At 58.3% G+C, this 21,707-nt stretch carries 18 protein-coding genes; 14 read left to right on the top strand and 4 right to left on the bottom strand.

Annotated features, from left to right (window positions below; all coding sequences use genetic code 11):
- Positions 1 to 48: 48 nt before the first annotated feature.
- From PO860_RS13035 to PO860_RS12980, 12 genes are all read left to right on the top strand, one after another.
- On the top strand, positions 49 to 1,401 hold the full coding sequence (locus PO860_RS13035) for a four-carbon acid sugar kinase family protein (protein ID WP_097630342.1): 1,353 nt from the start codon (positions 49 to 51) through the stop codon (positions 1,399 to 1,401).
- 10 nt (positions 1,402 to 1,411) lie between these two features.
- Positions 1,412 to 2,299 carry a beta-keto acid cleavage family enzyme gene (locus PO860_RS13030; RefSeq protein WP_275037859.1) on the top strand — a complete coding sequence of 296 codons (888 nt, stop codon included), beginning with the start codon at positions 1,412 to 1,414 and terminating at the stop codon, positions 2,297 to 2,299.
- Positions 2,300 to 2,366: 67 nt separating this feature from the next.
- The gene (locus tag PO860_RS13025; RefSeq protein ID WP_275037858.1) at positions 2,367 to 3,896 is read left to right on the top strand and encodes a sugar ABC transporter ATP-binding protein; all 1,530 of its coding nucleotides are present in this window, start codon (positions 2,367 to 2,369) and stop codon (positions 3,894 to 3,896) included.
- A 36-nt stretch (positions 3,897 to 3,932) separates the two neighbouring features.
- Complete coding sequence (locus tag PO860_RS13020) at positions 3,933 to 4,895, top strand: ABC transporter permease (protein WP_126908095.1); 963 nt, start codon at positions 3,933 to 3,935, stop codon at positions 4,893 to 4,895.
- A 93-nt stretch (positions 4,896 to 4,988) separates the two neighbouring features.
- Positions 4,989 to 5,987, top strand: a complete 999-nt coding sequence (locus PO860_RS13015; RefSeq protein ID WP_097630349.1) for a substrate-binding domain-containing protein — start codon at positions 4,989 to 4,991, stop codon at positions 5,985 to 5,987.
- Between the two features lie 67 nt (positions 5,988 to 6,054).
- Positions 6,055 to 7,089: an aldo/keto reductase gene (locus PO860_RS13010; RefSeq protein ID WP_126908096.1), complete on the top strand. Its 1,035-nt coding sequence runs from the start codon at positions 6,055 to 6,057 to the stop codon at positions 7,087 to 7,089.
- A gap of 5 nt (positions 7,090 to 7,094) precedes the next feature.
- Positions 7,095 to 8,363 (top strand): 3-oxo-isoapionate-4-phosphate decarboxylase OiaX, encoded by a 1,269-nt coding sequence (gene oiaX / locus PO860_RS13005; protein WP_275037857.1) that lies wholly within the window; start codon positions 7,095 to 7,097, stop codon positions 8,361 to 8,363.
- A 25-nt stretch (positions 8,364 to 8,388) separates the two neighbouring features.
- Entirely contained in the window at positions 8,389 to 9,369 is a 981-nt protein-coding gene (locus tag PO860_RS13000) for an aldo/keto reductase (protein ID WP_275037856.1), read from the top strand.
- A 184-nt stretch (positions 9,370 to 9,553) separates the two neighbouring features.
- Positions 9,554 to 10,510, top strand: coding sequence for an L-threonylcarbamoyladenylate synthase (locus PO860_RS12995; RefSeq protein WP_126908098.1), 957 nt, complete (start codon positions 9,554 to 9,556; stop codon positions 10,508 to 10,510).
- Positions 10,511 to 10,754: 244 nt separating this feature from the next.
- Positions 10,755 to 11,798 (top strand): aldo/keto reductase, encoded by a 1,044-nt coding sequence (locus PO860_RS12990; protein WP_126908099.1) that lies wholly within the window; start codon positions 10,755 to 10,757, stop codon positions 11,796 to 11,798.
- Positions 11,795 to 12,298: a hypothetical protein gene (locus PO860_RS12985; RefSeq protein WP_126908100.1), complete on the top strand. Its 504-nt coding sequence runs from the start codon at positions 11,795 to 11,797 to the stop codon at positions 12,296 to 12,298. The genes PO860_RS12990 and PO860_RS12985 overlap by 4 nt, the downstream gene beginning before the upstream one ends.
- Positions 12,270 to 13,136 carry an N-acyl homoserine lactonase family protein gene (locus PO860_RS12980; RefSeq protein ID WP_126908101.1) on the top strand — a complete coding sequence of 289 codons (867 nt, stop codon included), beginning with the start codon at positions 12,270 to 12,272 and terminating at the stop codon, positions 13,134 to 13,136. The genes PO860_RS12985 and PO860_RS12980 overlap by 29 nt, the downstream gene beginning before the upstream one ends.
- Before the next feature lie 121 nt (positions 13,137 to 13,257).
- Here the strand turns inward: PO860_RS12980 and PO860_RS12975 are convergent, their stop codons facing one another.
- Both PO860_RS12975 and PO860_RS12970 read right to left on the bottom strand, forming a co-directional pair.
- Positions 13,258 to 14,631 (bottom strand): NAD(P)(+) transhydrogenase (Re/Si-specific) subunit beta, encoded by a 1,374-nt coding sequence (locus PO860_RS12975; protein WP_126908102.1) that lies wholly within the window; start codon positions 14,629 to 14,631, stop codon positions 13,258 to 13,260.
- A gap of 13 nt (positions 14,632 to 14,644) precedes the next feature.
- Positions 14,645 to 16,219, bottom strand: coding sequence for a Re/Si-specific NAD(P)(+) transhydrogenase subunit alpha (locus PO860_RS12970; RefSeq protein WP_275037855.1), 1,575 nt, complete (start codon positions 16,217 to 16,219; stop codon positions 14,645 to 14,647).
- Between the two features lie 227 nt (positions 16,220 to 16,446).
- Between PO860_RS12970 and PO860_RS12965 the strand changes: the two genes are divergently transcribed.
- Both PO860_RS12965 and PO860_RS12960 read left to right on the top strand, forming a co-directional pair.
- Positions 16,447 to 17,220 carry a DeoR/GlpR family DNA-binding transcription regulator gene (locus PO860_RS12965; RefSeq protein ID WP_126908104.1) on the top strand — a complete coding sequence of 258 codons (774 nt, stop codon included), beginning with the start codon at positions 16,447 to 16,449 and terminating at the stop codon, positions 17,218 to 17,220.
- A gap of 349 nt (positions 17,221 to 17,569) precedes the next feature.
- Positions 17,570 to 19,474 carry a HAMP domain-containing methyl-accepting chemotaxis protein gene (locus PO860_RS12960; protein ID WP_275037854.1) on the top strand — a complete coding sequence of 635 codons (1,905 nt, stop codon included), beginning with the start codon at positions 17,570 to 17,572 and terminating at the stop codon, positions 19,472 to 19,474.
- Between the two features lie 87 nt (positions 19,475 to 19,561).
- Here the strand turns inward: PO860_RS12960 and PO860_RS12955 are convergent, their stop codons facing one another.
- Together PO860_RS12955 and PO860_RS12950 are read right to left on the bottom strand one after the other, a co-directional pair.
- Positions 19,562 to 20,281: a GntR family transcriptional regulator gene (locus tag PO860_RS12955; RefSeq protein WP_126908106.1), complete on the bottom strand. Its 720-nt coding sequence runs from the start codon at positions 20,279 to 20,281 to the stop codon at positions 19,562 to 19,564.
- A gap of 195 nt (positions 20,282 to 20,476) precedes the next feature.
- Positions 20,477 to 21,673 carry a DUF3422 domain-containing protein gene (locus PO860_RS12950; protein WP_245442164.1) on the bottom strand — a complete coding sequence of 399 codons (1,197 nt, stop codon included), beginning with the start codon at positions 21,671 to 21,673 and terminating at the stop codon, positions 20,477 to 20,479.
- Positions 21,674 to 21,707 lie beyond the last annotated feature (34 nt).

Here is a 21,707-nt window from a genome sequence, read left to right as displayed (position 1 = left end):
CCGAAGTACGGAGGCAGATATCCTCGGCCGCGAGATTGGGAGAATCCGATGACATCAGCTGGCAGGCTCAAGGCCGTGTTTTACGGCGACGACTTCACGGGCTCGTCCGAAAATCTGGCGCAGTTCCATCGGAGCGGTGTGAAGGGCAAGCTGTATCTGGCGCGTCCTTCCGTGGAGAAAGCGGCCGCGGATTCTCAATCCTATGACGTTCTTGGTTTCGCCGGCACCGCGCGGGCATTGTCGGGAGTCGAACTCGATGAGGAACTCGACAGCGCCTTTTCGATCATTCGCACCCTCGACAGTCCGTTCATTCAATACAAGATCTGCTCGACGTTCGACTCGTCGCCGACCGTTGGAAGCTACGGTGCCGTGCTGGAGCGCGCCGCGGCCCACTTCGGAAAAAGGGACGTTTCGGTCCTCGCCGCGACTCCGGACTTTGGGCGCTACACATGTTTCGGAAACCATTTCGCGCGCTTCGCGGACAGGATCGAGCGGCTTGACCGTCACCCAAGCATGTCGTGCCATCCCAGGACGCCGATGCACGAGGCCGATTTGCGCATGCATCTGGCCGGGCAGACGGACAGGGAATTCACCAATGTCACGCTGCCCATGATCCGCAACCGTTCAGCCATGGACGAGCGCGTGTTTAAGGCTTTCCAAGAGGGGGCGGGGGTCATTTTCGATGGCCTCGAAAACACTGATCTCGCTGCTGTCGCCGATTTGCTTTGGGCGCGGTATCCCAAGCTGCCTATGTTTGCGCTTGCAGCTCAAGGCCTTGCGCAACAACTTGGAGCGCTTTGGGCACGTTTGGGGCTGCTAACTTCGTCCATGCCGGTGAAGACCGAAATCACCGGGGTCGAAAATCTCCTGGTGTTATCCGGCAGCTGCGCCCTCCAGACTGGACGCCAGATCGCGGCGGCGGAAGCTGCAGGCTGGAAGATGGTCCATTTGGATGTTTCCAAGATAGAGTCCGACGACCAGGCTGCGGGAGTTGCTCGGGAGGCCGCTCTAAGGGCTGTCGAAGGGCTTGATCGTGGTCGTCCCACAATCATCTACACGGCCCGCGGTCAGTCCGGCCGGGTGGCCGGCGGCGAGGTCCCGGCGGAACGTTTGGGAGCCATCTACTGCGATGTTGCCCGGGCCGTGCGTCGCGTCGTTTCCTTGCCGCGCATCGTTTTTTCCGGCGGGGACAGTTCGAGCTACGCGGTACGGACAGTCGGAGCGGAAGCTCTTGAGATCGCAGTTTTCGATGAAGTTCAGAATTGCCATGTCTGCCGTCTGGAAGCGCCGGGGGACGCCGAGATCGATGGCCTCGAAGTCATGCTGAAGGGCGGACAGGTTGGTGCCGATGACTTCTTCCTCCGCGCCAAGGCGGGCACTGTTGGTTCAGTGGCGGCATAAGGATCGGGCGATGCAAAAGAAGATCATCCTCGAAGCTAGGGTCAACGAGTACGCTCCGCGTACCTCCAACCCAAATATTCCATATACCGCCGACGAGATCGTTGAGGCCGCCGTTGCTGCTCGGAGGGCGGGAGCGGCGATCCTCCATTACCACGCGAGAACGCCTGACGGAGGCGCGACGAACACCGTCGAAGCGAATGCCGAAATCATCCGCAAAGTCAGGGACGCAACCGATCTGCTGATCCTCCCGACTCTTGGCTTCATCTCAAATGACTCCGACGCCAAGAAGCGCATCGACACGGTTGCAACCCTGGCATCGGACCCGGCCACGCGGCCTGACATCGCTCCGATCGATACAGGATCGGCCAATCTCGAAATTTGGGACGCCGAGAAGCGCACCTTCGAAAACCCCGAGCGGCTGTATCTGAACACGACCGAAAGCCTCGCGCATTATGCGCGTACCTTAGCCGAAAGAGGCGTGAAGCCGAAACTGGTTTCATGGTCCGTTGGATTCACGCGTCGCGCCATCGCCCTGATGGATGCGGGTCTCGTGACGGGCCCTGCTTATTTTCTCCTCCACCTCACCGGAGGGCGATACATAACGGGGCATCCGCCGACCGAGGCTGGTCTCATGGCGCATCTTGCATTCCTGCCAGACGACCGGCCCATCGAGTGGACGGTGAATTGCCTGGGTGGCAATCTACTGAACATCGCTCCTGCGATTTGCCGACTGGGCGGCCATATGGCGATTGGCATTGGCGATTACCCCTATCGTGAGTTCGGGACACCCACGAACGCAGAGATCATATCCCGTGCTGTGGAGGTCGCCCAGAAAGTTGGACGCGATCCTGCCACACCGGACGAGGCGCGCGCGATCCTGGGATTGGAGAGCGCCTAGAGCCAGCGCGAATGCCGCGCGCTTAGAGCGGCGTAGTTTTCGATTCTATGAGGTATGACGTCATATCATGGTCAACGCAACTGAGAAGATTGAAGTATCAACCGCGCTATCTCCCCCGGAACGCGTGCTTCTCCGGGCAGAGGGCGTGCAAAAGTCGTTCAACGGCGTTCCGGCGCTGGTCGACGGGCGACTGACCCTAAAGGCCGGCACGGTCCATGCTTTGTGCGGTGGTAACGGAGCGGGAAAGTCGACCTTTCTCAATATCACGATGGGATTGCTCCGCCGCGATGGAGGAACGGTTGAGATCGATGGTGAACAAGTCGACTTCAAAGGCGCAGCAGACGCTCTGCGCCACGGGATCGCCATTATCACCCAGGAGCTTTCTCCCGTTCCCGAGATGACCGTCGCCGAGAACCTTTACCTTGGCCGTGAACCGAAGCGGCTTGGCATTTTTGTCGATTTCGCTCAGATGCGAAAGGACGCTCAAGCCTTCCTTGATGAACTAGGTTTCGAGGTCGACGCCCGTAAGAAGATGGGGGAACTGAGCCTCGCCCAAGTTCAGCTCGTCGAAATCGCCAAGGCGCTCAGCTACCGTGCACATGTCGTCATTATGGACGAGCCGACTTCGGCGATCGGCGAACACGAAGTCCACGTCTTGTTCAACGCGCTCCGCAAGATCACCGCGCGTGGTTCCGCGATTATCTATGTGTCTCACAAACTCACCGAAATCTTCGAGATTGCGGATGAATACACGGTATTCCGTGACGGCCGTTTTATTGAGACTGGAAATATTAAGGACATCGACCGTCGTCATCTCGTGACACAGATCGTTGGGCGAGAAGTCAAGCTCGTCGAGAAGGGCAAGCCTCTCGAAGACGCGCCGATCCTCCTTTCAGTCTCGAATCTGGCCAGAGGTACCCACTTTCGGGACATCTCGTTGGACGTCGCATCGGGCGAAGTGGTCGGCATCTACGGCCTACTCGGGTCCGGACGAACCGAATTCCTCGAAACGATATTCGGGTTGCATTCGCCGACTGGAGGTGAGGTTGTCTTCAACGGCGGCAGGGTGAGACCGGGCAGCCCCAAGGAAGCGATCCAACGTGGAATGGCGATGGTGACCGAGGATCGCAAGGATAGCGGGCTCGTACTGTCGGCGTCGATTGCTCACAACATCACGCTCTCCTCGCTCGCCTTGATGGCTGTCAGCGGTTTTATCCGAGGTGACAAAGAGCGCAGCGCGGTCCGAGACATGATCGTCTCCCAGCGGATCAAATCGGCCTCGCCGGACGTCGCCGTCGAAACATTGTCGGGCGGAAACCAGCAGAAAGTCGTGCTGGCCAGATGCCTCCTGACGAATCCGAAGCTCCTGATTTGCGACGAGCCGACGCGCGGCATCGATGAAGGTTCGAAACAGGAGATCTACGCGTTCCTGCGCGACTTCGCGGCAAAGGGTAACGGCGTTCTCGTGGTTTCTTCCGAGGCACCGGAGATCATGCAGCTCAGCGACCGGATCGCGATTTTCAAACAGGGCCAGCTCGTCAACATCGTCGACGGTGCCGAGGCATCACAACAGACGCTCATGGATTTGGCGAGCTGACGACAGCCCCAATCCGTCAAGGGGAGGATTCGAGAAATGAATACAATCGCTGTGGGAAAACCGGCAAGCTTCCGTGCCGGAGAGATCATAAGGCAATTCAGCATTGTCTTGGTTTTTTTCCTGATCGTGGCGTTCTTTTCGTTCGCCAGTCCGTATTTCATGAGTTGGCCGAACTGGCTGAATCTGGTTCGCCAGTCGTCCATCAACGGCATTCTGGCGATCGGTGTCACCTTCGTGATCCTGACCAAAGGCATTGACTTGTCCGTAGGCTCGGTCATGGCAATTGCCGGCATGATCGCGGCCAGCCTGGTAACCGAAACCAACGAACATTTCGTTCTTATCGGCATCTTGGCCGGACTTGCTGTGGGCGCGGGCCTCGGCCTAGTGAACGGCGTCCTCGTGGCGGCAATCAAGGTTCCGCCGTTCGTGGTGACGCTTGGAATGTTGAGCGTAGCCCGCGGTCTGACCTTGATCTTCTCCCAAGGAAGCCCGATCCCCAACCTTTCCGACGCCTACAAGTGGATCGGCTCGGGCCAGGTCATGTACATCCCGGTTCCGATTGTCATCCTGTTTCTCGTATTCATCATCGGATGGGTCGTTCTGAATTACACGACCTTCGGTCGCTACGTCTACGCTGTCGGCGGCAATGAGAAAGCAGCGCGTACGAGCGGCATCTCGACGAAAATTATCGTCGGCGCGACCTACGTCATCTCAGGCCTCTTGGCCGGCCTGGCTGGGCTTGTGTTGACCGCGCGCACAACCGCGGCGCTGCCGCAGGCGGGTATCGGCTACGAGCTCGACGCCATCGCCGCCGTCGTCATCGGCGGCACCAGCCTCGCAGGCGGCCGTGGGTCATTGCTTGGCACTCTGATCGGCGCGCTGATCATTGGCACCATCAATAACGGCATGGATCTGATGGGGGTGTCGTCCTACTACCAGCAGGTGCTCAAAGGCACCATCATCGTGGTCGCGGTCGTGGCCGACCAAATCCGCAAATAGCCAATTTCGGAATTGCCGCCGACGTGGTCGGCGACAATGCCCGGGCATGAGAGGCGTGTTCGGGCAGCTTTTAAACCAGAGGAGATCAATAAAATGCAGATGTTTAGGAGGAGCCTGCTCAAGGCAGGCGCGGGACTGGCACTCGCCGCGGCAACACTGGCCGGACCGACATTGGCGGTCGCGCAAGACAAGATCCGCATCGCAGCCCTATCATTCGGTGAGTCAGGCGAATACATGAAGGCCTGGTCGACGGAAATCAAGAACCACCCCGCCGTGAAGTCCGGCGAGGTCGAAATCACCGTCTTCGACGGCAAATACGACCCGCTGACCCAGGCCAACCAGATCGACACCGCGATCACCCAGCAGTTCAATGCGATCATCATGGCTCCGTTCGACCTTGAAGCCTCGGCACCGCCGATCGACAAGGCCGCCGAAGCGAAAATCCCGCTGATCGTGTCGGCGCTCAAGACGAAGTCGACGAACTACACCGCGTCGATCATCGTCAACGACACCGAAGGCGGCCGCATTATTGCTGAAGAGCTCGGCAAGCGCCTTCCGAACGGGGGCAACGTCGTCCTCATGGAAGGACCGATCGGCCAGTCGGCCCAGATCGAGCGCCGCGCCGGCATCGACGCAGGCCTGGCCAAGTTCCCCAACCTCAAGCTCATCGAGAACAAGACCGGCAACTGGAGCCGCGCCGAAGGTCAGGCTCTGATGGAGAACTGGCTGCTCGCCCATCCGGGCCAGATCAACGGCGTCCTCGCCGAGAACGACGAAATGGCACTGGGTGCGATCGAAGCGATGAAGAGCTCCGGCATCGACCTCAAGACGGTTCCTGTCCTGGCGATCGACGGTATTCCGGACGCCAAGCGCGCCGTGAAGAAGGGCGAAATGGCGGTCAGCCTTTACAAGTACGCCCGCGCCGAAGGCCAGGGCGCGGTTGACCTCGCCCTTCGTGCGATCAAGGGCGAAAGCTACAAGCCGCAGTCCGAAATCTGGGGCTCGCTGATGGAATGGAAAGACGGCACGCAGAAGGACTACACCGTGCCGTGGCTGATCCTCGATTCCACCAACGTCGAAAAGTACATGTAATCGGACAACAGCGGACGGCCCGCGCGGCCGTCCGCCCTACAATTCATTGAAACAGGATCGACCACCCATGTTGGAAAGAAAACTTGGAAAGACGGATGTGAGGCTGACCTCGCTTGGGCTCGGAACGTCGCCGCTCGGTGGCTGCAATGTCGACGTCAGCTTCCCGACATTCGAGGCGGTGGTACTCAAGGCCTACGAGCTAGGTGTCCGCTATTTTGACACGGCACCTTTGTACGGGCTCGGAAAGTCGGAACACTCCCTCGGCCATGTCCTGCGGAACAACGATCTCGTGGGCAAGGTCGTCGTCAGCACCAAGGCGGGACGCATCCTCAAGCCTGAAAGCCGCGCTAAACGTGCCGAAAGCCTCTATGGCATCGACTGGGTCAAGGCGCTGCCGTTCGTCGACGAGTACGACTATTCTTACGACGGCATCATGCGTGCGTTCGAGGACAGCCAACAGCGCATGGGAATGGACCACATCGATATCCTCTATCTCCATGACGTGAGCGGCGAATGGCATCGTGAGGCGTACGACACGCATCTGTCCGCGCTAAGGGCCAGTGGCTACAAAGCCTGCGACGAGTTACGCCGGACGGGTTCCGTCAAGGCAGTCGGCCTCGGTGTCAACGAGACCGCTTCGGTCCTGCAGGTGGCGGAGGAGTTCGATCTCGACTGCTCCATGGTGGCCGGACGCTACACCCTTCTGAACCATGGGGCGCTTGACCATTTCTATCCCGAAATGCAGCGTCGCGGCATCGGCATCATCGCCGCCGGAATCTACAACTCGGGCATTCTCGCCGAGGGCAGCAAGTCGATGACAACGACGCGGACCTATGATTGCCAGCCCGCGCCTGAAGCGATCGTCCGTAAGGTCGAAGCTCTAGAGGCTGTCTGCGAACGGCATGGCGTATCGCTTCCAACCGCCGCCACCCAGTTCGTCTATGCGCATCCAGCGGTGACCGCTGTCGTCCAGGGAGCGCTGACGCGCGAGCACGTCGTGGGGAATGTTGCCGCGATCTCGACGCCGATCCCGGCCGCGTTTTGGGACGATTTGAAATCGTCCGGCCTCATCCCCGCGGCCGCGCCAGTACCGACGGCGTGACTCTCATGACGATAGAGCTGGCTCAACCGAGGTCCTCTGACATCCTGGTCACTTACCGGATCGAAACGGCGGGTAGCCCCGAGGCATTGGCCGCAAAGATAGCGAGCGACCAATCGACTGGGACGTTCGTTGACTTGCCGGGCGAGACACCGGAGCTCAAAGCCCGCGCGGCCGCAAGGATCGTGGCGTTCGAAAACCTGGATCCGATCGACGCGCCGTCTCTTCCCTCTGAGGGGAGAGCGTTCAATCGCGCCCAGGCGACGATCGCCTATCCGCTTGAAGCGGTCGGCACCGATCTATCGGCCCTTATGACGATTGCCCTCGGAGGCGTTTGGTCAATCAAGGGATTTACCGGGCTGCGGATCGTCGGGCTGGAGTTGCCGCGGGAGTTCGACGGCGTCTACCCCGGTCCCCAATTCGGCATTGACGGCTCCCGCCGACTTGCAAGTGTCTATAACCGGCCGATCATCGGCACCATTATCAAGCCCGCGCTTGGCCTAACCCCTCATGAGACAGCGGATGTGGTCGCCGATTTAGTCGCATCCGGCGTCGACTTCATCAAGGATGACGAGAAGCTGATGTCGCCGCCGTACTCCTCGTTGGAGGCGCGGGTGAAAGCCATCATGCCGATCATCCGTGACGAAGAGCAGCGCACGGGAAAAAAGGTGATGTATGCCTTCGGTATTTCCGATGTCGATCCCGACGAGATGGTCCGCAAGCACGACATGGTGGTGCGCGAGGGCGGCAACGCCGCGGTGATCAACATTAATTCGATTGGGATGGGCGCTTTCCTGTTTCTGCGTCGACGCTCATCGCTGGTGTTGCATGCCCATCGGAACGGCTGGGATCTTCTCACTCGCCATCCGGGTCTTGGGTTCGACTTCTCGGTCTATCAGCAGCTTTGGCGACTGCTCGGCGTCGACCAATTCCAAATAAACGGCATCGCTGCCAAATACTGGGAACCGGACGACTCGTTCATCCAGTCGTTCCACGATCTCCAGAAACCGATCTTTAGAGAGACCGATCGTCCTCTGCCGGTTGTTTGTTCGGGGCAGTGGGGCGGACAGGCACCGGAGACCTATCGAAGAACCGGTCAAACGGTCGACCACCTGTATCTTTGCGGTGGTGGCGTCGTCAGCCATCCCGGCGGGCCGTCCGCGGGCGTGAGAGCGGTCCGTGCGGCGTGGGACGCCGCAGTCGCCGGAGTTGATCTCCACGAATATGCCAAATCCCACTCGGAGCTGGCGCAGGCGCTCGCCAAGTTCGGCACGTAAACCGTATCAGAAGGAAGATGACAGGATGGAATACCGTCAACTTGGCCGGTCAGGTCTGAAAATCTCGCAACTGGTTCTTGGATGCATGAGTTTCGGCGTAGCCGATCGTGGCAACCATGCATGGACACTATCCGAAGAGGACAGCAGACCCTTCATCAAGGAGGCGCTCGAGCAGGGCATCAATTGTTTCGACACGGCCAACGCCTACTCGGACGGCACCAGCGAGGAGATCGTGGGCAGGCTGCTGAGAGAGATGGTGCCTCGTGACGAAGTCGTCATTGCCACCAAAGTTTATGCTAAGATGCGCAGTGGAGCGAACGCGATCGGACTTTCTCGGAAAGCGATAATCGCAGAGGCCGAGGCCAGCCTGAAACGCCTGGGCACCGACTATATTGATCTCTACCAGATTCATTTCTGGGACAACTCTACGCCCATCGAAGAGACGTTGGAGGCGTTGACCGATCTGGTTCGAAGCGGCAAGGTCCGCTACATCGGAGCAAGCAATTGCTACGCGTGGCAGTTCGCGGGCGCGCTCTACAAGTCCGACGCCGCCGGATGGTCTCGCTTCGTTTCAATGCAAGCTCAGATGAACCTCCTTTATCGCGAGGAGGAGCGGGAGATGTTGCCTCTCTGCAAATCAGAAGGTGTCGGTATCATCGCGTTCAGCCCGCTGGCTCGTGGCCGCCTCAGCCGGCCCTGGGATGAAAGCAGCCTGAGGTCTCAGACCGACAATGTGACGGCCCGGTTCTACGGCCACGCGGACGCGGCGGATCGGCGTGTGGTGGACGTCGTCTCAAAGATAGCACACGAAAAGAACGTCTCGCGCTCTCTCGTTGCGATGTCGTGGCTTAACCTCAAGGCGGGCGTAACGGCTCCAATCGTTGGCGCTACCAAGCTTCAGCATCTGAAAGACGCCGTCGCTTCGTTGGACGTCAAGTTGAGCGATAACGAGATCCGTGAACTCGAGGAGCCATATGTGCCGCACAGCGTGGTCGGCTTGAACTGAGTTTGGCCCAACCGGTACGAGTTTGGGATTGTTAGGAAGAACGCAAAATCGTGCTTCCTTAGCTGCGTCGAGAAGCTGCTCCGATAGCGGGTGGGGAATGCGTCGGTAGCCTATGGAGATCTTCCGTCTTCGAGTGGACCACACAATTGCAGGTGATCGCTCCAGAACCAACGCGAGGAAATAGATGACGGTCACCCGCCGGTTTGACGTAAGTGATAGCGCCATTGAAGCTGCCGCCAGCCTAATGCGAGTTGGCGAAGTTGTGGCCTTTCCGACTGAGACCGTATACGGGCTCGGCGCGGACGCCAGCAACCCAGCTGGGATTGAACGAATCTATGAAGCCAAAGGACGTCCGCGGCATAACCCGCTGATCATCCACGTCTCGGACTTGGAAACGGCGCGGAGGATGGCTCATTTCAGTCCGAAAGCAGAGTTGGTTGCCGCCAGCTTTTGGCCGGGACCTCTGACATTGCTTCTGCCCAAGCGGGCGGACGCGGGGCTCGCATCCGCCGTCACGGCAGGCATGACAAACGTCGCAATCCGATTTCCGTCGTCGTCCGTCGCACAGCGACTGATTCGGGCGGTCGGGTTTCCGGTGGCAGCGCCTTCGGCCAATCGTTCGGGGAAGATCACCTCAACGCGGTTCGCGGAGGTCGCCCGTCAGTTGAACGGACGTATATCGGGCATCGTGGAAGAAGACACATGCGATCACGGCCTCGAATCCACGATCCTGTCTTTGGTCGGCTCCCCCATCATTCTACGCCACGGGTCTGTTCCGCAAGAGGCGCTGGAAACGCTAATAGGTCGGATGGACGAGGACAGCACGCCCGACAAAGTCTCAGTCCCCGGCCAACTGAAGAGCCACTACGCTCCTGAAGCCGCAGTTCAGATGAATGTCAACTCTCCGACCGGCGGCATGGTTTGGGTCGGCTTTGGGCCAGACAGCGAGGGTTGCCGGTTGACGCTGTCCAGCTCTGGCGACCTCGAGGAAGCTGCTCGCAACCTCTACACCGTCATGGTTGAAGCTGACGCACTATCCAAGCCGGGCGACGTAATCGCATTTGCCCCGGTGCCTCTGGTGGGCATTGGCAGGGCAATCAACGATCGGTTGAGGCGGGCTGCCGCGCCGCGGTTCGCGTAGGGGACCAATTCGTATCGAAGCACCGCGCGCCAAAAAAGTCTTGCATATAGAGGTATGACCTTATACCTTACACCTTAATAATTGAGGAGTCAGACCAGGAGGTTGTCCACCGAGATTTAGGGCTGGCCGTCGTGGTCTGACGCGCCCTCCAACACGCATATCGGCGCGAGGCCTTACCCGAAACAAAGACGGCAACGTTGACACGAGGTCGTCTCGACATCATCGCCATCTCAAGGATGCCTACATGACTGAACTCGAAATTAGGCCGCTCGGAAAAAGCAAAGTGCAGGTGACTTCGCTGGGGCTGGGCACAGTGCCACTCTCTGGCTTCAACGCCGATGTCTCCTACGACGAATTCGAGGCCACTATCCTCGCCGGGTACGCGGCGGGAATACGCTACTTCGATTGCGCCCCCATGTACGGCTTTGGCAAATCCGAGCATTATCTCGGTCACGCCCTTAGGGCGAACAAGCTTCGCGAAAACGTAGTAGTGAGCACCAAGGTCGGGCGCGTGTTGAAGCCTGCGAGCAGGACGAAGAAGCTTGAGACCGTCTACGGCATTGACTGGATCGACCCGCTTCCGTTCCTCGACACCTACGACTACACCTATGACGGCGTAATGCGTGCATTCGAAGACAGCCAACAGCGCCTTGGGCTTGACTATATCGACGTTCTTCTGGTGCACGACGTCGGGCGCGCCTGGCACGGCGACCAGAGCGAATTCTACTGGGACCAGCTGCGTGCCTCCGGTTACAAAGCACTCGACGAGCTTCGGTCCACTGGTGCCGTCTCAGCTATCGGCCTGGGCGTCAACGAAACCGACTCGGTCGTCGGCGTAGCACGTGAATTCCCGATCGACTGCTCTCTGATCGCGGGCCGCTACACGCTCTTGAACCATGCTCCTCTTGAGGCTGCGTTCCACGAGTTGCTGCAGCGGAACGTCTCCGTAATCGCGGGCGGTATCTTCAATTCTGGAATTCTGGCGACCGGAGTTGGCGGCTCCACGGCCACGTACGATTACGGCAAAGTTCCCACCGCCGTCGTCGAGAAGGTGAAGGCTATCGAGAACATTTGCTCAAGATATTCGGTGAGCCTACCTGCCGCGGCGATGCAATTCGTCTATGCACACCCCGCGGTGGCCACTCTTGTCATGGGCGCGAAGAGCCAATTCGAAGTCGACCAAAACGTCAAAGCGATTAACGAGGTGATACCCGCTGCATTTTGGGATGCCCTGAAGGAGGCGAGCCTTCTTCCGCCGAACGCTCCTCTGCCGACGGCTGGCCGATGATGACCAGCGATCCGGGTCGCCGCGGCTTCAAATGTGACGCGATCGTCGATCCTGTCGCGTTGAGCGAGATGCGCGCAAACCTCGAAGCGCTCGTCCGAACCTATGGCGAGCTCCTCGCCGTTTACTCGTTCATGCATTTGGCGTCGAGGGAGAAGAGCATGCGCCTTCTGGCTGGCGAACTCGCCGACCGCGCCGCCGATATAAAACGTTCGATTCGTGACGTGTGGTCCGTCTCGCTTGGTTTCACGCGCGACACCCATACACTGGGTCATCTCGAAAACACCGGCCGCCTGCTTGTCGAGGCGGATGGGCAGCTTCAGCGCGGCGTCTTCGGTTCAGACGCCACGCTGTTGCGTTTGCTTGCAAACGCGGCGACCGAACTGAAGCGTTCGGCCGCCATTCTGGGCACGACGACCTTCGATACGAGCACATGCTGTGGAGGGTCTCTATTTGGAAATGGGGAGGGAAACCATGGGAGCACATTCGATCTGGGTGCTTGAATACTCGCGCAGCCCGGTGCATCCGGTCAGCGGAGTGTTTTATGGCGCACACAATCAGGGCACAATGAACCTGCCGTTCGCCTACATTCTCGTCAAGACAGCAGACGCCGTGGTCCTGGTGGATGTCGGGCACGATGCCGCCGATTTTGGAGGAAAGATCGCCAATTCAATTGGCGTCACAGGTTGGACGTCTCCGGACGTCGTTCTCGGGGAATGCGGAATAAGGCCCCAAGACGTCACCCATGTCATCCTCACGCACGCCCACTTCGATCACATCGGCGGCCTAAAGTTCTTTCCGAATGCGAAAATTTTCATTCAGAAAAAGGAATTGGAATCCTGGATGTGGATTCTGGCAAAGGGTCGCCGCTTCCGTTCATTGCAGGCGGGATTGAACCCGGCGGACATCCTCTATTTGACCCAGGCAAACATCGAAGGCCGCCTTGAACTGGTGGAGGGGGAACGTGAGAATTTGCTGCCCGGCATTCATGTCTATCCCGCCTTCGACACTCATACGGCAGGATCGCAATATGTGGTGGTCGAGACCGGTGATGGAGCCGACAAGTATATCCTGTCTGGCGACGTCATCTATACCTACAACAATCTCACGGGCGGGGACGCAAATGACCCCTGCTTCATACCGCCCGGGCTCGCCAATGGCAGCCAGACACGCCTGATTGAGTCCGCTGAGGAGATGCTGAAAATCGTCGGCATGGACGAACGCCGCATCGTTCCCATGCATGAGGAAAAGCTGCCAGAAATCTTTCCGTCGCGCGTGACCGATCGCGAGCTCAGGCTCGTCGAGATATGTTTGGCCGACGGAGAGCGTTCCAGGGTGTGACGGATCAGAAGGTCCACGAACGCGAAGTCGCTCAGTTCACAATCGTCCTCCCAGACGATGCGCAGAGAGAAAGGCCGGGTGTCAATGACCCCGGCCTTTTTCCAATTTGCCTTCTTCACATCTACCTGAGCAGAGGGATCAGCTGGCTGACGGAGTGCTTCGCGTCGCCATAGAACATCCGAGTGTTCTCCCTGAAGAACAGGGGATTTTCGATCCCCGAATATCCTGTACCCTGTCCACGCTTGGAAACGAACACCTGCCTCGCTTTCCATACCTCCAGAACAGGCATGCCGGCGATCGGCGAGTTCGGGTCGTCCTGCGCCGCCGGGTTCACGATGTCATTCGACCCGATGACGATGACGACGTCCGTCTCCGGGAAGTCCTCGTTTATTTCGTCCATTTCGACGACGATGTCGTAAGGCACCTTCGCCTCGGCAAGGAGCACATTCATATGGCCAGGCAATCGACCCGCCACAGGATGAATGGCGAAACGCACGGTCTTGCCGGCGGCGCGCAGCTTGCGCGTCAGTTCCGATACCGCAGCCTGCGCCTGAGCCACAGCCATTCCGTAACCCGGAACGATGATCACGCTCTCCGCGTCGTTGAGCGCGGCAGCCACTCCGTCGCCGTCGATTGCGATCTGCTCGCCTGTGATTTCAATATGCGGCCCGGCGGCGTTGCCGAAGCCCCCGAGTACGACGGAGACGAAGCTGCGGTTCATGGCCTTACACATGATGTAGGACAGGATCGCACCCGATGATCCGACAAGAGCTCCGGTGACGATGAGCAAGTCATTGCCGAGGAGGAAGCCAGTGGCTGCGGCCGCCCAGCCGGAATAGGAGTTCAGCATCGATACCACGACTGGCATGTCGGCCCCGCCGATTGCCATGACCAGATGTGCTCCGAGAAGAAACGCGATCAGCGTCATCAGGAACAGCGTCCATGATCCGGCCTCGTTCATGTAGAAGACCATCAATGCGACTGAGATGACGATCATGGCGGCGTTGCAGAGGTGGCGGCCAGCCAGGATGAGCGCCTTGCCGCCGATTCGTCCAGACAGCTTTCCATAGGCGACAATCGATCCCGTGAATGTGACCGCTCCTATGAAGACGCCGATAAAAATCTCGGCTTCGTGAATGACTTGTTCGCCGGCAGTTGCGTATGTGTGCCCGGTGAGATCGGAATTGATGCCTATCAGCACCGCTGCGAGGCCTACAAAACTGTGCAGTGCCGCCACTAACTGTGGCATTCCCGTCATCTCGACGCGCTTTGCCAAGAGCGACCCGAGAACGGCACCCGCGACTAGAGCAACCCCGAGTGCAGTGGACAGCTCGGCACTGGGGCCGAAAACGGTGGCGACGATCGCGATAGCCATGCCTGTGATCCCGTACCACACGGCGCGCTTTGCGCTTTCCTGCCCGGACAGTCCGCCGAGCGCAAGAATGAAGAGGACGGATGCCGCGATGTAGGCGGCGGTCTGGATTCCGGCAGTCATAGGGGCCTCCCGCTCAGGACTTTTGAAACATCATCAGCATGCGTCGGGTGACCATGAATCCACCGACGATGTTGATGGTCGCGATCAAGACTGAGACACTCCCCAGCAACGGCACCAGCCAGCCAGGCGAGCCTATCTGCAAAAGAGCGCCGAGCACGATGATGCCCGAGATTGCGTTAGTGATGGCCATCAATGGCGTGTGAAGGGCATGGCTCACTCCCCAGATCACCTGGAAGCCGACAAAGCAGGCAAGGACGAACACGATGAAGTGCGCCATGAAGGCAGGCGGCGCGTAAGCACCGACCAATGCCATAAGGAAGCCTCCCACCAGGAGCAGGCCAATCTGCGTGCGTGTAGCTGAGCGGAAGGAGGCCATCTCAGCCGCCCGCTTTTCCTCGCGCGTAAGCTCCTTTGCCTTCTCCTTCGGCTTCTGCACGGCAATCGCCTGCACCTTGGGAGGTGGTGGAGGGAAAGTGATGTTACCACGGAACGTCACAGTTGCGCCGCGGATGATATCGTCTTCCATGTCGTGGACGATCACGCCATCCTTGCGCGGCGTAAGGTCGGCGATCATGTGCCGAATGTTTGTTGAATAAAGCGATGCGGATTGCGCCGCCATGCGGCTCGGAAAATCTGTGTACCCGATGATTGCCACGCCATTATCCGATACCACCCTCTGATGGGGGACCGTGAGTTCGCAGTTTCCGCCTCGCTCCGCGGCGAGATCGACAATGACGGATCCTGGTTTCATCGCAGCGACCATGTCAGCCGACCAGAGTTTTGGCGCATCGTGGCCTGGTATCAGAGCCGTAGTGATGACGATGTCAATGTCCGGAGCAAGCTCGCGGAATTTGGCCAGCTGCTTCTGGCGGAACTCCGGTGACGAGGGGGCCGCATACCCCCCGGCTACTGCTCCGTCGGCTTGTTGTTCGTCGAAGTCCAGATAGACGAATTGAGCTCCCATAGACTCGATCTGTTCGGCCACCTCAGGTCGGACGTCGAAGGCATAGGTGATCGCACCCAGGCTTACGCTGGTGCCGATCGCCGCCAAGCCAGCAACGCCGGCACCTATGATCAGCACTCTTGCAGGTGGCACTTTGCCAGCTGCTGTAATCTGGCCGGTGAAGAAGCGGCCGAAATTTGCGCCCGCTTCGATGACAGCCCGGTAACCGGCGATATTCGCCATGGATGACAACGCGTCCATCTTCTGTGCGCGGCTGATGCGCGGAACCATGTCCATCGCGATGACGTTCGCGCCGGAAGCTCTGGCACCTTCGAGCAATTCCTTGTTCGCCGCTGGATAGAAGAAGGATATCAGGGTCTTTCTGGCTGAAAGCAAACTAACTTCATATTCCGACGGCGGGCGGACCTTGACGATGACATCGGCGGCCGCGACCAGCGCCTCGGCGCTCTCGACGACCGAAACGCCGGCCGCACGATAGGCGTCGTCTGAGATGCCCGCCCTGATCCCGGCTCCTGTCTCGACCACCGCATCGTGTCCAAGCTTCCGGAGCTGCGACGCCGAGTCCGGCGTCAACGCAACCCGGGCCTCGTCATCCAGTCGCTCGCGTAACGTGCCTATTCTCATCACAATCCCCCTGTTTCCCAATATCCCAATGTTTCGGTCCCTCGTTTCTGCCGAGCCTCAGCCCATCCATTTCTCGGCAATCCCCGTTGCGCGGACGTTCAGTACCATCAAACGCAAAATGTCACAATAAAAATCACAAAATCACACTTAATAACTTTATTATGTTATTTTGTGTTGGTCTGGGCTTGATGTTAGAAGATCAGATTCAGAGCGTCGGAGGTTGGAACATGAAGAGAGATGATCGCAGGCAGGCCATCATGGATCTGTTGGTGGAGCAGAGGATGGTGGATCTGGACGACCTATCCGATCGCTTTGCGGTATCGAAAATGACCATTCACCGCGATCTAGACGACCTTGAGCAGGCGGGCATGCTTCGGAAGGTTCGCGGTGGAGCAACCATCGAGGCAGGAGGTCAGTTCGAAAGCGATTTTCGCTTCCGCCAGCAGCAGGAGGGCGACGCCAAGCGCCGTATGGCCGAAGCCGCCCTTGAACTAATCGAGCCCGGAATGACCGTCATGGTCAACGACGGCTCGATGGCGTCTGTCCTCGGTGAAATGCTGCCACAGAAGAGACCCCTTGCAGTAATTACCAACAACGCGGCGATTATTGATCGGCTCAAGACGGAGTCGGGCGTCAACCTGATTGCAGTCGGCGGAAGCTATTCCGTGAAGTTCAATGGGTTTTTCGGTGTTGTCGCCGAAGAAACGCTGTCGCGTCTCAGCGCCGACATCGCCTTCATCTCGACGCCGGCCATTTCAGGAGCACGCGTCTATCATATGGATGACAATGTCATCCGCTCGAAACGTGCAATGATCGCGAACGCTGCGCGTCGGTGCCTTCTCGTAAACCACAAGCGTTTCAATCACACTGCCCTTCATGTTCTTGGAACTGTCGACGAGTTCGAGGTGATCATTACAGACCAGGAGCCGCCGGAAGACGCCCGACTGGCTTTGGAACGAGCCAAGGTAACAGTTCGCGTCGCATCAGCAGAGAGCGATTGACAGGAGATACTTCTGGACGTTCAGACGAGAGGGTACCCCTAATTCCGCCAGACGGCCGGGACATTCTGCAGCTCCTCAGCGCCGCTCGCCTCAGCGAACGTCGTGAGAAATTCCAAAAAGCACCCCAAGCCGCTGCTGAACGCTGCCAAGCGGATATGCTTTGGGTGATCCGAGGCACTTTGTCATGTCTGAAATTATCACCTGCCCATCAGACCTTTTCTTCAGCCCCGCTGCCCGAGCTCGCCAAGATCCTAATGGATTGGCCTAACAAGGGAGCCTTTAACCTTGACTAAAGGTATTAGGTATAAGGTCATACCTATAGATCAAGTGGTTTTGCGGCGGAGGAACAATGCGAGATATTCGGAAATTTGGCGTGGCGCTGCGCTTGTCGATCGCTTTCGGACTTCTGTTGTCAGCAATGGCAGTTCTGTCTCTTTCGTCGATAAGACAGGTGAATGACATAAACGCGAAGCTCAGCCTCATAAATGGCAGCAACAGCCAAAAATACCGGAACGGTATTGATATGCTCGGAACGGTTCGTGACAGAGCAATCGCATTGCGTGACATCGTCTTGACTGAGTCTGGCACGGATCGAGCGACCACGATCGTGATGATGAACAAGCTGCAGGCGTCCTACGCCTCCAACTCCGCGGAGTTGCAGAAAGCCGTGAATTCTGATGCCTTCAGCACTGCCGCCGAGCGCCGTCTCGTCGAAGGGTTGAGCGCGTTCCGGAATGACGCGGAGCCACTGATTGCCGAAGTGACCAAACTGACTCTTAACGGGCAAAAGGACCAGGCAAAGCCACTGCTCTTAAATGAACTTCGACCCAAATTGACGGCGTGGACTGGTGCTTTGAACAAGTTGATCGATTACGAGCAAGCCTTGAACCAGGGCGTAGGCGGGAAAGTTAGAGAGGCTTCTGACCAGTTTAAATCCATTACCCTCAGTGCGCTCGGTGTTGCCGCCTTATTCGGAGCAGTTGCGGCAGCACTGACGACCCGCTCAATCATTGCGCCTCTTGCAAAGCTGAAGCAGTCCGTTGGTCAAATGATAACCGGCGACATGCAGATTGACCGAGTACTTGAGCGACGGAGAGACGAAATCGGCGGGCTAGCTAGGCAGATATCCGGCCTGAAGCTCCATCTTTCAGACCAAGCCGGGCGCGAAGCGATTGCCGAACAACATCGGCAGGATGCCGAGCGGCAGCGTCTGGAAAGGGAAGGGGAGGAACGCCAGCGGGTTGCCGAACAGACAAGCTCTGCGGTCGAACAAGTTGCCGATGCGTTGAAACAATTGTCGAAAGGCAACCTTAACATTCGACTCACCCGGCCTTTCGCGGGAGCTCTCGAGCCTCTCAGATTGGACTTTAATTCAGCGATTAGCCAGCTTCGTGATGCGATGTCCGAGGTGAACTACAATGCGCAAGCGATTGCTGCAGGTGCCGAAGAAATCCGCAGTTCCTCCAACGATCTCGCTACAAGAACGGAGCAGCAAGCTGTTGTTGTCGAGCAGACGGCGTCGGTCCTTGCAGATATGACGAGGCAGGTAGTGGATGCTAGCCATAGAGCGCATGAAGCAGGCATCCTGGTCGGTGAAACCAAAGAGACCGTCGAGAAGTCCGGCACGATAATGCGCGAGGCTGTCGACGCTATGACGAAAATTCGAGCCTCTTCGGTGGAAATTGGCGATATCATTGGTGTTATCGACGAAATCGCGTCTCAGACAAACCTCCTGGCCCTGAACGCGGGCATCGAGGCGGCTCGCGCTGGTGAGACTGGCCGTGGCTTTGCTGTGGTGGCACAAGAGGTTAGAGACTTGGCCCAACGCTCTGCGGCGGCTGCAAAAGAAATAAAATCACTAGTTCAGGCGTCCAACCTGCACATAAATGGCGGAGTCCAGCGGGTTACTGACGCCGGCAATGCCTTGAGCCAGATCGTTATTCAAGTGCAGAGTGTTAATCGAAACGTTGACGCCATCGCCGAAGTTTCCCGCGTCCAAGCCGACGGCCTCAAGGACATCAATTTCTCGGTTGGGAAAATTGAATCGACAACACAACAAAACGCCGCGATGGTGGAAGAGTCGACCGCTGCCGTAAACAATCTCGCGAAAGAGGCAGCCTCGCTTTTCGAAATGTTATCGAGGTTCCAGATGAACGACGGACAAGCAAGCAACGAGCGCACAGAAGAGCCTGCGCTCTGCGTTGCTCCGCTGGCGTCGACTTTGCAGAACAGGATTTCCAGGTTGTCTGCGTGATGCAGGCGCGGCGTGATTTCAAATTTCAACCGATCACAGGCTTCGGATGTGCCTGATGCCCGAAAGTGGTAGAGCGCGATTGCAGCATCAAAAACCGAGGCGCTCAAGCAGTTCCACGATCGTCTGCTTGGCACGCTCTCGGTGGTCGTGATGGATTTGCCTAGCCCTCTCGGCGTCCTTTTGAACCAGGGCGTCAATCAGTGCTTCGTGATCGCGGTTCGACTGCAGAGGCTTCGGCCTAAGTTTGAGTGTAAGCATCCGAGCCCGGTGTGCCTGTTCGACGAACTGGTTCACAACCGCAATCAGCCTATGGTTGTCGCTTAGAGAAACCAGTTGCGCATGAAACTGTTCGTCCGCCTTTGCCCAAGCGGTTAGATCGTCAATTGCCAGGGCAGCGTCCATGGCGTCTATGGCGGCACGAAGTCTCTTCAACTCGACCTCGGACACGCCTCGCTTGGCGACAGCGTATGCGGCGATCGACTCCAACCCCGTAAGTATTTCGTACATCTCGCGCACGTCTTTCGACGAAAGCGGCAGGACCCTCATTCCGTGGCGAGATCGTATCTCCACCAGCCCCTCGGTCTGCAGACGCAGCATGGCCTCGCGGGTGGGTGTGCGACTCATGCCCAGTAGATCGCTCGCTTCTGCTTCGAGGAGCTGTGACCCAGCTGGTAGCTCGTTGTCGAGGATAAGCCGCTTGAGCTCGATGTAAGCGCGCTCCGCCTGGCTGACCTTCTCCGGCGTCGACACGGTAACTTCGTCTGCATCCTTCTGGAGAGAGCGAGCGGCTCGGGACTGGGACGCCATCAGGCAGGTTCCTCAAGAGTGTTATGAATCCTCCGATAGAGAGTTGCCCTTCAAAATCCCGCCCGTCAACTCCGATGCGAAGGACCCGGCACGCCTTCCGGTCCTCTACTCTTGATAGGTCGGTACTGGAGCCGACCTTCGAGCGCTCGAAGTCGCGCTTTGCAGAGGCAACTCGTTACGTCAAAACGATCATCGTCAGGCGTCGCTCTTTAGCGCGTGTTTAACCCGCAATACGGTCATGCAGACGGTCCCGATCACGATCGGGATCGATATAAGCATGACCAGCGGGCTCACGTGTACGCCCGCGTGGTCAAGAGTTTCGAATGTAACCTTGAGCATTCCGAGCAGGTAGTAGCTGATTGCGATGATCGAGAAGCCCTCCACAGCTCGCTGGATCTTGACCTGCGTCGCAGCCCGGTCCGCCATCGCCTGTATCTGGATGGCATTCTGATATTCGATCTCGACTTGGATGCGGGTCTGCAGAAGATCGATCAAATGCACTGTTGCACTGGATAACCGCTCCAGACGTAACCCTGTCGCTTCGCAGGTTCGGACCGCTGGGCGAAAGCGCCTGACAACGAAGGTGCCAAACCGCTGAAATCCGGGAACATGGGTTTCCCGCAGAAGGGCGATACGCTCCTCGACAATTTTCGAGTATGCCGACGTTGCCCCGAAGCGGTTTCTTGTTTCCGCGGTCGCCGAGATGATTTCCGAGGAGAGAGCCGTGATCTCGTCCAAGAGCTGCTTATGCTCGGATACGGGAGTAGCTAGGTTCCTGTTCGTCAGACGGACGAGCTTGTCGTCGAACCCGGCGAGCAGAGGCGCTAGCCGACGTGCCTCAGGCAGGCCCAGAAGAGCCATCGCCCTGTAAGTTTCGATTTCAAGCAGCCGGCGGACCATGCGACCCAGGCGATGCGCATTGAGGTCTTTATTGAAAAGCAGGATGCGGCTCGATCGATCGGACCTAACGCGAAAATCCGAACAAACCTGCGCCGAACCGCCACCGATCGACGAAGCGGCTGTGTCGCCGAACTCGTACGCCGTCAGACGCGGGCCGAGTTCTACCGGAGCCTCGGAGGCCACCACCAGGCCAATCCGGCAGACGAGTTGGGCCGTGTCTAAGCCAGCAAGGCGAGCAAGATCGTGCTCGCCCAGATCGGAACTGGGCCAAGCAGAAGGTTCGTTCTCGAGCTTCCGGAGCCTTGTTACCGTGACGAACTCGGTGTGGCGTTCTACCCTGACGGAAATGTCTCCATCCGCCCAGACACTGTCGTGGAAGCCATTGATAGTTCGGCCATGCCCCTGGAGCGGCATAAACGCGGCGTGCTCCACAAACGCCGGACCCTCGAAATAGATCGAGGGTCTCGCATGCATCTCCGCGTTGAAATCCATCTTTGAGTTTGAGCTATCGGGCGAGACGTCGAAA

The sequence above is a fragment of the Rhizobium binxianense genome (assembly GCF_028994275.1).
In the GTDB taxonomy this organism is placed as follows: domain Bacteria; phylum Pseudomonadota; class Alphaproteobacteria; order Rhizobiales; family Rhizobiaceae; genus Rhizobium; species Rhizobium binxianense.
This window is presented reverse-complemented; position numbering and strand designations above follow the sequence as displayed.

What these genes read in the sequence shown, in the direction of transcription:
- oiaX (WP_275037857.1), top strand. Translation starts at nt 7,095, where the DNA reads ATGACGATAGAGCTGGCTCAACCGAGGTCCTCTGACATCCTGGTCACT.
- PO860_RS13015 (WP_097630349.1), top strand. Translation starts at nt 4,989, where the DNA reads ATGCAGATGTTTAGGAGGAGCCTGCTCAAGGCAGGCGCGGGACTGGCA.
- PO860_RS12970 (WP_275037855.1), bottom strand. Translation starts at nt 16,219, where the DNA reads ATGAGAATAGGCACGTTACGCGAGCGACTGGATGACGAGGCCCGGGTT.
- PO860_RS12950 (WP_245442164.1), bottom strand. Translation starts at nt 21,673, where the DNA reads ATGGATTTCAACGCGGAGATGCATGCGAGACCCTCGATCTATTTCGAG.
- PO860_RS13000 (WP_275037856.1), top strand. Translation starts at nt 8,389, where the DNA reads ATGGAATACCGTCAACTTGGCCGGTCAGGTCTGAAAATCTCGCAACTG.
- PO860_RS12985 (WP_126908100.1), top strand. Translation starts at nt 11,795, where the DNA reads ATGATGACCAGCGATCCGGGTCGCCGCGGCTTCAAATGTGACGCGATC.
- PO860_RS12990 (WP_126908099.1), top strand. Translation starts at nt 10,755, where the DNA reads ATGACTGAACTCGAAATTAGGCCGCTCGGAAAAAGCAAAGTGCAGGTG.
- PO860_RS13010 (WP_126908096.1), top strand. Translation starts at nt 6,055, where the DNA reads ATGTTGGAAAGAAAACTTGGAAAGACGGATGTGAGGCTGACCTCGCTT.
- PO860_RS12995 (WP_126908098.1), top strand. Translation starts at nt 9,554, where the DNA reads ATGACGGTCACCCGCCGGTTTGACGTAAGTGATAGCGCCATTGAAGCT.
- PO860_RS12960 (WP_275037854.1), top strand. Translation starts at nt 17,570, where the DNA reads ATGCGAGATATTCGGAAATTTGGCGTGGCGCTGCGCTTGTCGATCGCT.
- PO860_RS13025 (WP_275037858.1), top strand. Translation starts at nt 2,367, where the DNA reads ATGGTCAACGCAACTGAGAAGATTGAAGTATCAACCGCGCTATCTCCC.
- PO860_RS12955 (WP_126908106.1), bottom strand. Translation starts at nt 20,281, where the DNA reads ATGGCGTCCCAGTCCCGAGCCGCTCGCTCTCTCCAGAAGGATGCAGAC.
- PO860_RS12975 (WP_126908102.1), bottom strand. Translation starts at nt 14,631, where the DNA reads ATGACTGCCGGAATCCAGACCGCCGCCTACATCGCGGCATCCGTCCTC.
- PO860_RS13020 (WP_126908095.1), top strand. Translation starts at nt 3,933, where the DNA reads ATGAATACAATCGCTGTGGGAAAACCGGCAAGCTTCCGTGCCGGAGAG.
- PO860_RS12980 (WP_126908101.1), top strand. Translation starts at nt 12,270, where the DNA reads ATGGGAGCACATTCGATCTGGGTGCTTGAATACTCGCGCAGCCCGGTG.
- PO860_RS12965 (WP_126908104.1), top strand. Translation starts at nt 16,447, where the DNA reads ATGAAGAGAGATGATCGCAGGCAGGCCATCATGGATCTGTTGGTGGAG.
- PO860_RS13030 (WP_275037859.1), top strand. Translation starts at nt 1,412, where the DNA reads ATGCAAAAGAAGATCATCCTCGAAGCTAGGGTCAACGAGTACGCTCCG.
- PO860_RS13035 (WP_097630342.1), top strand. Translation starts at nt 49, where the DNA reads ATGACATCAGCTGGCAGGCTCAAGGCCGTGTTTTACGGCGACGACTTC.